The following is a 13,089-nucleotide window of genomic DNA, read 5'->3' on the forward strand; positions in this document are numbered from 1 at the left end:
TGGTGCAAAGATAGAGAGTTTAAACCATTACTTCCAAACATTTTTAACCTATTTTTTAACCCTTAAAACATAATACGCTGATAATGCGTAAGATATTTTTCTTTTAATATCAAACTACTGCTATAAACCTGTTAAAATCCTTATTTTAGTCAAATGTTTTCACAAAACACTTGAAAAATAAATTTTATTCGGTATATTTACATAAAAATTGAATAATCTACTACAAATTATGAACCTTAAAGAACTATCATCATTAAAACTATCAGAAAGCAACTTAGGTTCTTCTACAGGATCCAATTGGTTTGGTAGCGGATCGAAAATAGACTCTTACTCTCCTACCGACGACAAGTTGATAGGAAGTGTACTTTCAACTACGCGGGAAGAATATGAAAAAGTAATCCAAGAAGCCGAAAGAGCGAAAGCTATTTGGCGCGACATTCCTGCACCAAAGAGAGGAGAAATCGTACGTCAGCTAGGCAACAAACTTAGGGCGGAGAAAGAAACTCTTGGAAAACTGGTTTCCTACGAAATGGGAAAATCTTACCAAGAAGGTTTGGGTGAGGTCCAAGAGATGATAGACATCTGTGATTTTGCTGTAGGACTTTCTAGACAGCTATATGGTCTTACTATGCATTCTGAACGCCCGGGGCATCGCATGTACGAACAATACCATCCGCTGGGAATTGTAGGTATCATCACGGCCTTCAACTTCCCTGTAGCAGTATGGTCGTGGAATGCTGCTTTAGCTCTAGTATGTGGCGATGTGATAGTCTGGAAGCCATCCGAAAAAACACCATTATGTGCCATAGCTTGTCAAAATATAATTGCAGAAATATTGAAGGAAAACAATCTTCCTGAAGGTATCTCTTCTCTTGTTATCGGCGACGCAGAGGTCGGCAAATGGATTGCCGAAGACGAACGTATTCCTCTTGTCTCTGCAACGGGCTCCACTAGGATGGGCAAACAGGTTGCAGCGACAGTTGCTGCAAGATTGGGAAGATCCCTATTGGAATTGGGAGGCAACAATGCTATCATCGTTACACCATCCGCCGATTTGAAGATGACCGTAATAGGAGCTGTTTTCGGCGCTGTAGGAACAGCAGGACAACGTTGTACAAGTACTCGAAGGCTTATCATCCACGAAAGCATCTACGATAAAGTAAAAGAATCCTTAGTGGAAGCCTATAAACAAATCAAAATTGGCGACCCGTTGGATAGTAAAAACCACATGGGGCCTCTTATTGACAAAGCTGCCGTACAAATGTATTTGGACGCCTTGAAGAAAATAAAAGAACAAGGAGGTAACATCCTTTTGGAAGGAAAAGTACTGGAAGGTGAGGGCTATGAAAGCGGATGTTATGTGACGCCGGTAATTGCCGAAGTAGAAAACCATTACGATATCGTACAACAGGAAACTTTCGCCCCTATTCTGTATCTAATAAAATATTCTGGTGACGTCAACAACGCCATTGCACTACAAAACGATGTAAAACAAGGACTTTCATCAGCCATAATGACAACGAATCTGAGGGAGGCCGAGCTATTTTTGAGCCATAATGGTTCAGACTGCGGCATTGCCAATGTTAATATAGGAACATCCGGAGCTGAAATTGGAGGCGCCTTCGGTGGCGAAAAAGAAACGGGAGGTGGACGCGAGTCCGGATCCGATGCATGGAAAGTCTATATGCGCCGACAAACCAACACCATTAATTATACGACCAACCTGCCTTTAGCACAAGGTATTCAATTCAACTTATAATAACGGAAAGATAGAACTAGAACCATTAATAGACATCAACTAAATTATGAATAAAACACATCAGATATTATCAAAACATATTCTAGCCGATGGCTTTCCTTTTACTATGGATTTGGAAAAGTCATATAAATCTATAGTGGTAGATACGGAGGGAAATGAATATTTGGACATGTTTAGCATGTTTGCAGCCTCTCCGGTAGGTTATAACCATCCATATATTAAGGAAAACAGTAAACAACTAGAAAAAGTAGCGATAAACAAACTTGCACTTTCAGATATCTATGCGGATAGCTTTGCAGAATTTGTGGAGACATTCGAACGTGTAGCCATCCCTAAAGAATTAAGCTATGCTTTCTTCATTGATGGGGGGGCTCTAGCAGTAGAGAATGCTCTTAAGGTGGCTTTCGACTGGAAGACGCGCCTAAATTTAAGTAAGGGCATCAACCACGAAGCATCGCAAGTCATCCATTTCCAACAAGCATTCCACGGCCGCTCGGGATACACATTATCGTTGACCAACACAAAAGATCCTCGCAAATACATGTATTTCCCAAAATTTAACTGGCCACGGATCGTCAACCCTAAACTTACATTCCCTCTAACCGATGAAAGTATTGAAGAGACAATAGCAGTAGAAAAGCAAGCCATCGCTCAAATCATGGAGGCGATAGACAAAAATCCACATGACATCGCCTGCTTGATTGTCGAATCCATACAAGCAGAAGGTGGGGATAATCACTTTAGAAAAGAATTCTTTAAGGAGCTACGTCGCATCTGTGACCAATACGATATTCTATTGATATTGGATGAGGTACAGACAGGTGTAGGCATGACCGGCAAAATGTGGTGCTATGAGCATTACGACATCATTCCTGACGTCATCGCCTTCGGAAAAAAAACACAAGTTTGCGGTATCTTGGCCAACAAAGAAAAGATCGACCGCGTAGAAAACCACGTCTTCAAAGAGTCAAGCCGCATCAACTCCACTTTCGGGGGCAATCTTGTCGATATGATCCGCTTCAAACTGATTTTAGAGATAATTGAAAAAGAAAAGCTGGTGGCAAAAGCTGCTGAAACAGGCAAATATCTCCTCCAACAGATTGAAAAACTGGTATCGGAAAACGACTTCCTTTCCAATCCACGAGGCAAAGGACTTTTATGTGCTTTTGATTTTAACACCGAAGAACGTAGAGATGCCTTCATCAATAAAACGCTTGAACACAAGCTGTTGATTCTAGGATGTGGAGAAAAAAGCGTACGTTTCAGACCGCATCTCACTGTCACCGTCGAAGAAATCGATAAAGCTTTTGAATTAATTAGAAAATCTTTATAAAAAAAGAGTGCTTTACGGCACTCTTTTTTTATTGCTCTTTAATAGTTTGGCAAAGGTACATATCCATCATCTCCGGGAACGTTCGGAAACTCGTGATTTTTCCAACGCTCTTTTGCCGCTTCGATAATACTTTTGTCTGTAGCGACAAAGTTCCAATAAATAAAACGCTCTTCAGGAAAAGGCTCTCCCCCGAAAATATACACCGTAGTGTTGGGCTTCATAGTAAAAGAACATAGATGAGCTTCTTCCGTGATCAGAATCTGCTTAGGGCCATACGTATAGCCATTACTTTCTATTTCTCCCTCCAAAATATATAAGCCACTTTCACCGAACAATTCTTCCCGAATATCAATAAAGCTTTCCTCATGACTTTTTATTTCCAGCATGTACAACGGGCTGTATACAGGAACAGGAGATCTTCTGCCGAAAGCTTCTCCAGCGATGAGCTTATAATGAATTCCATCCTCTTCCCAAGAGGGAATATCTTTGGCTTCGATGTGATAAAACTCCGGCTCCATGAATTCCAGCTCTTTAGGAAGAGCAACCCAGATCTGCAAACCATGAAGAAACTTATCCTTTTGACGTAAATACTCCGGTGTACGTTCCGAGTGAACAACTCCTCTTCCCGCTGTCATCCAATTTACCGCTCCAGGTGTAATTTCCATCGCTGACCCAATACTATCGCGGTGAAATATTGCTCCTTCGAAAAGATAGGTTAATGTCGAAAGACCTATATGTGGGTGCGGAGCAACGTCAAGATTTTCATGCTCCGCCAAGCAGGCTGGGCCCATATGATCTATGAAAACAAAAGGTCCTATAGAGCGTTTCTGACGAAAAGGTAATAATCTTCCTACTAAAAAATTCCCAATATTTGCGGCCGTTTCCTCACGTATAAAATCAATATTAGACATAACAATACTATTTTATCTAAAGTACTAAATTTCTTGTAGAAGCTTGAAAATAAAACTAGCGGCCAAGCGTCCTGTATGCTCGTCTATATCAAATCGAGGATTTAATTCCGCTATATCCATACTTACCAATTTGGGTTGCTTAAAAATATAAGTCAGAAGCTCATAAAATGTATGGTCCGGAATCAGTCCTTGAAAGGCAACAGCACTAACGCCCGGAGCATAGGTCGCCGCAAAAACATCCATATCTAAGGTTAAATACAGTTCATCGATTTCCGCTGCAAAACTTTCTATTTTGGCTTTGACAGCATCTAGCCGCTTAGCCTGAATCTCATCAGCTTTGACAATAAGCACATCTTTAGAAATCGCATATTGCAGTAAGCCTTGGGTATTGGCTATATCTTGTATTCCTATAGCCATATAATGCAATTGCTGTCCATTCGAAGAAAGCTCTCTCTCCAATTGGTAAAAGCTAGTACCGGAATTCCCTTTCCCCTCCTCCAATGGACGCATATCCAGGTGAGCATCTATATTGATAACACCTATCCGCTTATTATCAGAAGAAAGGCCTCTGAAATGGCCATAAGTCACCTCATGCCCTCCTCCTATAATCAAAGGAAATCCATTCAAGCTACGAATCTTGCTTACGGCCATAGCTAAAGCTTTCTGAGCCGATTCCAAATCATATCCTTGGATATGGATATCCCCCACATCTATCAATCTTCTGTGTGTTCCAAAATGAACAGGCAAATTGGCCAGAATTTTTCGCAGATAAGGAGGAGCTGCTTTAGCGCCTTCTCTTCCTTTGTTTCTACGAACACCTTCATCACTACAAAATCCTAGTATGGCTATGGCATTGTCCATCTGTTTTACAGAATTCAAATCTACACACTCCACCACCTGATGCCAGCGATGCAATGCCCTATCCTCTCCGTCTATTCTTCCCTGCCACAGGTCGGGATTTGCCTTCTGATATAATTTATGAAAAGCCTCCATTACGAAAATATTTTATCCAACAACGATTGATCTACCAAATTCGGTGTTGTGACTTTGAGCTGGGGAGTGCGTTGCAGTTCTTTCTCTATAGCCTCCAAAGCCTCCTTATTTCTAGCCCAAGCTCTTCGTGCTATACCATTATTAACATCGAAAAACAACATTTGTTTTAATCGGTTGTCTGCTTCTTGTGAACCGTCCAACACCAAGCCAAACCCTCCATTTATCACTTCTCCCCAGCCGACGCCTCCTCCATTATGTATAGACACCCATGTAGCACCACGGAAGCTATCTCCAATTACATTATGTATTGCCATATCTGCTGTAAAACGACTTCCATCATAGATGTTGCTTGTTTCACGATAAGGCGAGTCTGTACCGCTCACATCGTGGTGGTCTCTTCCCAACACGACTGGTCCCTTCAGTCTACCGTCACGAATAGCCTTATTGAAAGCCTCTGCGATACGTATACGTCCCAGCGCGTCAGCATACAGGATGCGTGCTTGCGAACCTACAACCAATCTATTTTGATCAGCTTCCCGAATCCATTTGATGTTATCTTCCAATTGCTGAACAATATTGTGAGAGGCAGATTCTTTCAGTTGAGTCATGACTTCCAAAGCAAGATAATCCGTCTTACGCAAATCCTCCGGATCTCCGGAAGTACATACCCAGCGGAAGGGTCCAAAGCCATAATCAAAGCACATAGGTCCCAATATATCCTGCACATAGGAAGGATATCTGAAATTCACCCCATCTTCTGCCATAATATCCGCTCCTGCACGGCTAGCCTCCAGCAAGAAAGCGTTTCCATAATCAAAGAAATAAGTTCCCCGTGAAGCATGCTTATTGATGGCGTCTACATGACGAACCAAAGCTTGCTGTACCACCTTTTTGAAGCGTTCAGGATCTTCAGCCATCATCTTATTGGATTCTTCAAAACTAAATCCTACAGGATAATATCCACCGGACCAAGGATTATGCAAGGAAGTCTGGTCAGATCCTACTGAGACATAAATATCTTCTTCGTAAAACTTTTCCCACACTTCAACGACATTTCCCACATAGGCTAAAGAAACCACCTCTTTAGCTGCCATAGCTTCCCTTACCCGAGCCACCAACGCACCCATATCGTAATGAACCTCATCAACCCAGCCTTGATTATACCGTTTTAGAGCAGCGGCAGTATTGACCTCGGCACAGACCGTAATACAGCCGGCGATATTCCCTGCCTTGGGTTGAGCTCCACTCATTCCTCCTAGTCCGGAAGTGACAAATACCTTACCTCGCACCTCTTCTCCAGGAGGAAGCACCTTACGGAAAGCATTCATGACGGTGATAGTAGTGCCATGAACAATTCCCTGAGGACCAATATACATGTAAGACCCTGCTGTCATCTGACCGTATTGGGTAACACCTAAAGCATTGAAACGCTCCCAATCATCGGACTTAGAATAGTTAGGAATCATCATGCCGTTGGTTACCACCACACGGGGTGCTTCCTTTGACGAGGGGAAAAGTCCCATCGGATGACCGGAGTACATATGCAGTGTTTGCTCTTCTGTCATCTCCGCAAGATATTTCATGGTCAATAGGTATTGTGCCCAATTTTGAAAGACAGCCCCATTGCCACCGTAGGTTATAAGCTCATGAGGATGCTGTGCTACGGCAGGATCAAGATTATTCTGAATCATCAACATGATGGCTGCAGCCTGTCTACAGCGGGCAGGATAAGCGTCTATAGGACGGGCATACATCTCATAGTCCGGTCTGAACCTATGCATATAGATACGTCCAAACGTTCTCAGTTCCTGCAAAAACTCTCTTCCCAGCTCCTCATGCCATTCCTCCTTGAAATAGCGTAAGGCATTCTGCACTGCTAAACGTTCCTCTTGTGGTGTAAGAATAGCTTTGCGTTTGGGTGCATGACTCACCGTAGCATCCAACTCCTTCTTGGGAGGTAACACCTCCGGAATACCTTGTAATATCTGTTCTTGAAAAGTATTCATCTCTACTAAAATGTTAATTTAACAACCATACACTTCAACCCCCGACTTCCAGACAGCCATGGGCTGTAACGAGCCTTGGTGGTAAGTGATATTTTGATAATTATCCGTAGCGTACAGCACAAAGTCGGCTAATTGTCCCGCTACCAAACGTCCTCGATCACGCAAGCCCAACGCGTCTGCCGCACGGAAAGTGATAGCAGCTAGGACTTCCGCATTTGTCAACTTTTCCATGGCTGCCAAAATGCTGGCAGATGTCATAAGCTGCCCCATAGGAGCAGATCCGGGATTCCAATCTGTAGCGATAGCTAAGGCTGCCCCTGCATCCAGCAGCTTACGGGCAGGGGTAAAAGAACAGCCTAACCCCAAAGAGGCGGCAGGCAGAGCCACCGCAACCACATTGGAGTGTGCTAAACGCTCAATCTCAGACGCAGTAGAAGCCTCCAAATGGTCTGCTGAAAGGGCTTTCAACTCTACTGCTAACGACGAACCTCCAACCGTAAATTGGTCAGCATGAACCACCACATCAAAACCTAAAGCTTTCGCTTTCAACAGATATGCTCTTGCCTCCTCCACAGAAAAAGCACTCTGCTCAACAAAAACATCTATACGACGTGTTAACTTTTCTTCTAAAAGTCTTGGAAAAAGCTCTTCCTGAATATATGCCAAATAATCCTTATTGCTACCCACAAAGTCTTTAGGCTTTGTATGTGCCGCTAGGCAGGTGGCAATGAGTTCTACTGCTGTTCTTTGATTCGCAGCTTGTATGGCCCTTAAAGTTTTTAGCTCCTGCTCCACGTCAAGACCATAGCCACTCTTCACTTCCACGGTGGTAACACCTTGTGCTAAAAGACTGTCTGCCCTCTGCTGCGTAAGGAAGCAAAGTTCTTCTTGCGAACAGGCTCTGGTATGCTGCACCGTACTCCAAATACCACCGCCGGCCTGGGCAATCTCCAAATAGGAGCTTCCAGCATTCCGCAAGGCAAAATCATTAGCCCTACTGCCACCAAAAGCTATATGGGTATGACAGTCTACATAACCAGGAACACATACCACATCTTGTTTATATGTCACGCTTTTAGCATCAGTATATTTGTCTTTCAGTCTATCATAGATATCGACCGCAACAATACGGCCTCTTTCTATGCAGACTCCCGCGTGGGGAATGATCTCCAGCTGACTGTCCTTTATCGCTCCCTTCAATGGTAAATTCCGCATAGTAATCAACTGACGGAATGGCCCAACCAATAATTTATCCATATCAGTAATTTTCAAAATCATCCAAATGGGTGGTCTTATATTTTAACGCTTTTTCAGAAGCTACGGTTTGCGCTATCTGCAATAGCTCTCCACTTTTCACGAGATCCAAGGCCTTTTGCAGAATCTCCTGCATAGGCTGATCTTCTTCAATATGAGGTATGAATTTTCGGATATGCTGATGAATGCTCTCTATAATTGGAGTAGACTGCAATGGATAGTGAAAATCCTTAGCTTGAGTAGCACATAATAACTCTATACTCAAAATCTTATCCACATTGTCCAATACCTGCAAAAGCTTACGTCCGGAAATAGAACCCATGCTTACATGATCCTCCTGTCCCAAGGAAGTAGGAATACTGTCCGCACTTGCAGGAAAACATAAGCTCTTATTCTCACTAGCTAATGCTGCCGTCGTGTATTGCAATATCATAAACCCCGAATTCAATCCCGTAACTCTCACCAGCAGCTTAGGCACACGATCTGTCTCCCCCTCCAAGGAAAGGTATACTCTTCTATCCGAGATATTGCCGACTTCGGAGGCTGCCAAGGTTGCATAATCCATTGGCAAGGCAATAGGCTGTCCGTGAAAAGAACCGCCACTGATAGTCAGTTCGTCATTGATGATGATAGGATTGTCCGTAACAGCGTTGATCTCCGTTTCTATGGTTTCTTTAAGATGGAGCCACGCATTTCGTGAAGCGCCATGCACCTGCGGAATACAGCGCAATGAATAGGGATCCTGTACTCGCAAACAATTGCGATGGGACTCCATGATCGCTGAACCCTCCAACAAATTGTATATCGTAGAAGCTACATAACTGTTTCCCTTATAGTTACGTAGCTGATGAAGCTCTTTAAAAAAAGGTTTGATTGAACCATTAAGCCCTTCGATCATTAAGGCTGACACAAGATCCGCCGTATCCAGCATGCGACTCATCTCTACCACACCCTTGACCGCATGTGCCGCCATGAATTGAGTTCCATTGATAAGTGCCAATCCTTCTTTGGCTCCTAACGGTACAGCGTTCATTCCCAAATGAGACAAAACCTCTGCCGCATCTTTGATCTCACCTGCATAATATACCTTGCCTAATCCGATAAGCGGCAAAAAAAGATGTGACAAGGGAGCCAAGTCTCCGGAAGCACCTACCGACCCTTGTTTGGGCACAACCGGAATTACATCGTGCTCTATATGCCAGATGATACGCTCTACTGTCGATAGCTGCACCCCCGAATAACCCTTTGCCAAGGCATGAACCTTCAAAATCAACATCAGCTTACTAAGCTCCTTGTCGATAGGTTCTCCTACCCCTACGGCATGACTTTTAAGAATATTTTCCTGCAACGTACGGGTATCTTCCGCATCTATAATCGTTGTACACAAAGGTCCAAAGCCTGTATTTATTCCATAAACGACTTTCCCCTTATCTACTATTTTCTGTACATAGTCAGCACTCTGCTGAATCTGGCGTTTGGCTTCTTCTGTCAATACCCCCTTTATATTTCCTTTGGCGATAGCTATAGCTATCGAACATTTCAAAAAATCTTCTCCGTACCTAAATGTTTTCATAAATCTTTGTCTTTCATTATCAAATTTACCCCTTATATTTGATAACTATTAATATCAATTACATCATTAATTGATAACTATGAATTATCAAATAGAACTAAGGCATCTTTATTATTTCAAAGTTTTGGCAGAAGAGCTGCACTATCGCCGAGCTGCCGAAAGGCTCTTTATTTCCCAACCGGGTTTGACACGACAAATCAAACAGATGGAAGAAATTTACAAGACAGCTCTTTTTGAAAGGGGGAAACGTTTTGTAAAGCTGACACCTGCCGGAGAATATCTGAAGAAAGAGGTAGAACTACTTTTCACTCACTACCACAACATCCACACTCAGATTGAAAAGATTGGAGAAGGTAAAATTGCTACACTAAAGCTTGGCTTTATAGGTTCGGCTGTACAGACTATACTTCCTGAACTCTTAACACGACTAAAGAGTCAACAACCAATGGTAGACATCACCCTAAATGAACTATCCAACGAAATACAGATGGAGCTGTTATTAAAAGATGAGCTGGACTTCGGCTTTGTACGGATGGAAAATTTCCCTCCTAAGATCGAGTCTCTTCCTATACTTACTGAACATTTTGCTTTGGTAGTACCTAAAGGGCATCCTTTAAGTCAGACAAAGAAAGCAGACTTTGCCCACCTTAAAGAAGAGTCTTTCATTCTCTTTTCGAGGGCTTATAGTACAACTTATTACGACTTGGTGATGAGTATATTTAGGGATCATCATTTTATACCTAACGTGACTCTGCGTACGGTAAATGCCTTGACGATTTTCAATTTGGTATCTCAAGGTATGGGCATGGCTATTGTCCCCTCCTCTTTGAAGAAAGGATATAATGCTGATGTAGACTTCATCGAGCTCAAACATATTCCGCAAAGAACAACTCTTTATCTCGCCTGGAATATGGAGAACCGAAATCCGGGAATACCATTATTTCTTGAGATTACCAAGAAGATATGTGGATAAAAAATCCCCTTAGCCACGATTGCTAAGGGGATTTACAAATTATTTTTTATCATGTACGAAAGCAACCTTTTCCTTCACTTCTACGACCTTATCTTTTTTGACTGTATTTACGGTATGTCCTCCCAAAATTGGAGCTATGACTAAGCCCACAAGACAGGTAAGTTTAATCAATATGTTCATGGAAGGTCCTGAAGTATCTTTAAATGGATCTCCTACGGTATCACCTGTTACTGCCGCCTTATGTGCATCCGATCCTTTATAGACCATTTCTCCGTTAATTTCCACACCTGCTTCAAAAGACTTTTTTGCATTATCCCACGATCCTCCTGCATTGTTCTGGAATATCGCCCATAACACACCTGAAACGGCAACCCCTGCCATATAGGCTCCTAACGCTTCTGCTCCCATTACGAAACCTACGATGATAGGCATGATGATGGTAATAGCGCCCGGCAGCATCATTTCACGTAAGGCGGCCTTCGTAGATATATCCACACATTTCCCATATTCAGGTTTTCCAGTACCTTCCAAGATGCCGGGAATTTCTCTAAACTGTCTTCTCACCTCATTCACCATATCCATGGCTGCCTTACCCACTGACTGCATGGCCAATGCCGAAAACACGACAGGTATCATTCCTCCAATAAATAATGCAGCCAAGACATCCGCTTTGAAGATATTAATTCCATCGATGCCGGTGAAAGTCACATAGGCAGCAAACAATGCTAAAGCTGTCAATGCTGCCGACGCAATAGCAAAGCCTTTACCCACCGCCGCCGTCGTATTACCCACAGAATCCAGCACATCGGTACGCTGACGTACTTCCTTAGGCAGCTCACTCATCTCGGCAATACCACCTGCATTATCAGCAATTGGGCCGAAGGCGTCGATGGCAAGCTGCATAGCTGTAGTTGCCATCATCGCTGAGGCTGCAATGGCCACCCCATAAAATCCGGCAAGCGAATAAGAACCCCAAATCGCCAAAGCAAACAGAAGAACAGAAGAAAAGGTGGATATCATCCCGTTGGCTAAACCCGCAATAATATTAGTCGCAGCGCCCGTAGATGAGTTACGTACAATATTCAAAACAGGCTTCTTACCCAATCCTGTATAATATTCGGTGAATGAAGAAATCAAACCACCTACTGCTAGACCTACAATAGTAGAATAAAACACATTCATCCTATCCACATCCTTATATCCTTCTCCAAAGAACTTCATCTGAATAACTTCAGGAAGCATATAGCGGATAAGAAAAAAACATGAAATTACTGTCAATACGATAGCGGTCCAGTTTCCTAAGTTCAATGCGCCTTGGACCTCTTTTTCTTTAGCGTCATTACCTGAAACTTTCACCAAGAAAGTTCCTATAATAGAAGAGATGATTCCTACTCCTGCTATGACTACCGGTAACAATATAGGGCCCATACCTTGAAAAGCGTCCGTAAAAGTTCCGCCACTGGCCTCAGCCATATCTTTGATTATATAATTACCTAATACCATAGAGGCCAACACGGTAGCCACATAAGAACCGAATAAGTCGGCTCCCATTCCTGCCACATCCCCTACGTTGTCTCCCACGTTGTCGGCTATAGTAGCGGGGTTACGTGGGTCGTCCTCCGGAATTCCGGCTTCCACTTTACCAACTAGGTCGGCACCCACATCGGCAGCCTTCGTATAAATTCCTCCTCCGACACGTGCAAACAGAGCTATAGACTCTGCTCCCAAGGAGAAGCCCGCCAATGCTTCCAGCACGATGGTCATTTCATTATAAAATGAGCTGGTCCCTGTTATAAACATTTTAACGAAAATCAGAAAGAAAATGCTCAAGCCCAATACGGCTAATCCTGCAACCCCAAGCCCCATGACCGTTCCTCCCGAGAAAGAAACGCTCAATGCCTTAGGCAAGCTCGTGCGGGCTGCCTGCGTGGTACGTACATTGGCACTCGTAGCAATACGCATTCCTATATTTCCCGCCAACGCCGAAAAGAAGGCTCCAAAGACAAATGCTACGACAATAATCCAATGTGTGGTATCCACCATGGTCGACACAAAAAATAAGGCTAAGGCTGCAATGATTACAAACACCAGTAGAATACGGTACTCCGCCTTCAAAAAGGCCATAGCCCCTTCCTTAATACTTTTGGAGATAAATTGCATCTTGCTTTCGCCAGCATCTTGTTTGTTCACCCAGCTGACCTTCAAAAGCATGAAAAGTAACCCCAACGTAGCTAGCGCTACAGGTAAGTAAATCATATAGTTTTCCATAAAATAAGTTTATTTTGGT

9 protein-coding genes are annotated in these 13,089 nt (G+C 43.1%); 3 read left to right on the forward strand and 6 right to left on the reverse strand.

Annotation, left to right across the window (positions count from 1 at the left end):
• The first annotated feature begins 229 nt into the window (after window positions 1–229).
• Together amaB and lat are read left to right on the forward strand one after the other, a co-directional pair.
• Window positions 230–1,759: an L-piperidine-6-carboxylate dehydrogenase gene (amaB, locus tag ABD873_RS12745; RefSeq protein WP_345068891.1), complete on the forward strand. Its 1,530-nt coding sequence runs from the start codon at window positions 230–232 to the stop codon at window positions 1,757–1,759.
• 46 nt (window positions 1,760–1,805) lie between these two features.
• Window positions 1,806–3,092 carry an L-lysine 6-transaminase gene (gene lat, locus ABD873_RS12750; protein WP_345068893.1) on the forward strand — a complete coding sequence of 429 codons (1,287 nt, stop codon included), beginning with the start codon at window positions 1,806–1,808 and terminating at the stop codon, window positions 3,090–3,092.
• Window positions 3,093–3,130: 38 nt separating this feature from the next.
• Here lat and ABD873_RS12755 read toward each other — a convergent pair whose 3' ends face one another.
• From ABD873_RS12755 to hutH, 5 genes are read right to left on the reverse strand one after another with little or no spacing between them, the layout of a single operon-like run.
• On the reverse strand, window positions 3,131–4,003 hold the full coding sequence (locus tag ABD873_RS12755) for a pirin family protein (protein WP_345068895.1): 873 nt from the start codon (window positions 4,001–4,003) through the stop codon (window positions 3,131–3,133).
• Window positions 4,004–4,027: 24 nt separating this feature from the next.
• Complete coding sequence (hutG, locus tag ABD873_RS12760) at window positions 4,028–4,996, reverse strand: formimidoylglutamase (protein WP_345068897.1); 969 nt, start codon at window positions 4,994–4,996, stop codon at window positions 4,028–4,030.
• Entirely contained in the window at window positions 4,996–7,002 is a 2,007-nt protein-coding gene (locus tag ABD873_RS12765; RefSeq protein ID WP_345068899.1) for a urocanate hydratase, read from the reverse strand. The genes hutG and ABD873_RS12765 overlap by 1 nt, the downstream gene beginning before the upstream one ends.
• Window positions 7,003–7,020: 18 nt before the next feature.
• Window positions 7,021–8,259, reverse strand: a complete 1,239-nt coding sequence (gene hutI, locus ABD873_RS12770; protein ID WP_345068901.1) for an imidazolonepropionase — start codon at window positions 8,257–8,259, stop codon at window positions 7,021–7,023.
• 1 nt (window position 8,260) lies between these two features.
• Window positions 8,261–9,829 carry a histidine ammonia-lyase gene (gene hutH, locus ABD873_RS12775; RefSeq protein WP_345068903.1) on the reverse strand — a complete coding sequence of 523 codons (1,569 nt, stop codon included), beginning with the start codon at window positions 9,827–9,829 and terminating at the stop codon, window positions 8,261–8,263.
• Window positions 9,830–9,908: 79 nt separating this feature from the next.
• On the opposite strand from hutH, the gene ABD873_RS12780 reads away from it, so the two are divergent.
• Complete coding sequence (locus tag ABD873_RS12780; RefSeq protein WP_345068905.1) at window positions 9,909–10,802, forward strand: LysR family transcriptional regulator; 894 nt, start codon at window positions 9,909–9,911, stop codon at window positions 10,800–10,802.
• A 39-nt stretch (window positions 10,803–10,841) separates the two neighbouring features.
• Here ABD873_RS12780 and ABD873_RS12785 read toward each other — a convergent pair whose 3' ends face one another.
• Window positions 10,842–13,070 carry a sodium-translocating pyrophosphatase gene (locus ABD873_RS12785; protein WP_345068907.1) on the reverse strand — a complete coding sequence of 743 codons (2,229 nt, stop codon included), beginning with the start codon at window positions 13,068–13,070 and terminating at the stop codon, window positions 10,842–10,844.
• Window positions 13,071–13,089 lie beyond the last annotated feature (19 nt).

This window comes from Sphingobacterium thermophilum (assembly GCF_039541675.1).
GTDB classification, from domain to species: domain Bacteria; phylum Bacteroidota; class Bacteroidia; order Sphingobacteriales; family Sphingobacteriaceae; genus Sphingobacterium; species Sphingobacterium thermophilum.

Bases quoted from the DNA above. Each gene is read 5' to 3' on its own strand.
- hutG (WP_345068897.1), bottom strand. From the start codon at position 4,996: ATGGAGGCTTTTCATAAATTATATCAGAAGGCAAATCCCGACCTGTGG.
- ABD873_RS12785 (WP_345068907.1), bottom strand. From the start codon at position 13,070: ATGGAAAACTATATGATTTACTTACCTGTAGCGCTAGCTACGTTGGGG.
- ABD873_RS12780 (WP_345068905.1), top strand. From the start codon at position 9,909: ATGAATTATCAAATAGAACTAAGGCATCTTTATTATTTCAAAGTTTTG.
- ABD873_RS12765 (WP_345068899.1), bottom strand. From the start codon at position 7,002: ATGAATACTTTTCAAGAACAGATATTACAAGGTATTCCGGAGGTGTTA.
- hutI (WP_345068901.1), bottom strand. From the start codon at position 8,259: ATGGATAAATTATTGGTTGGGCCATTCCGTCAGTTGATTACTATGCGG.
- lat (WP_345068893.1), top strand. From the start codon at position 1,806: ATGAATAAAACACATCAGATATTATCAAAACATATTCTAGCCGATGGC.
- amaB (WP_345068891.1), top strand. From the start codon at position 230: ATGAACCTTAAAGAACTATCATCATTAAAACTATCAGAAAGCAACTTA.
- ABD873_RS12755 (WP_345068895.1), bottom strand. From the start codon at position 4,003: ATGTCTAATATTGATTTTATACGTGAGGAAACGGCCGCAAATATTGGG.
- hutH (WP_345068903.1), bottom strand. From the start codon at position 9,829: ATGAAAACATTTAGGTACGGAGAAGATTTTTTGAAATGTTCGATAGCT.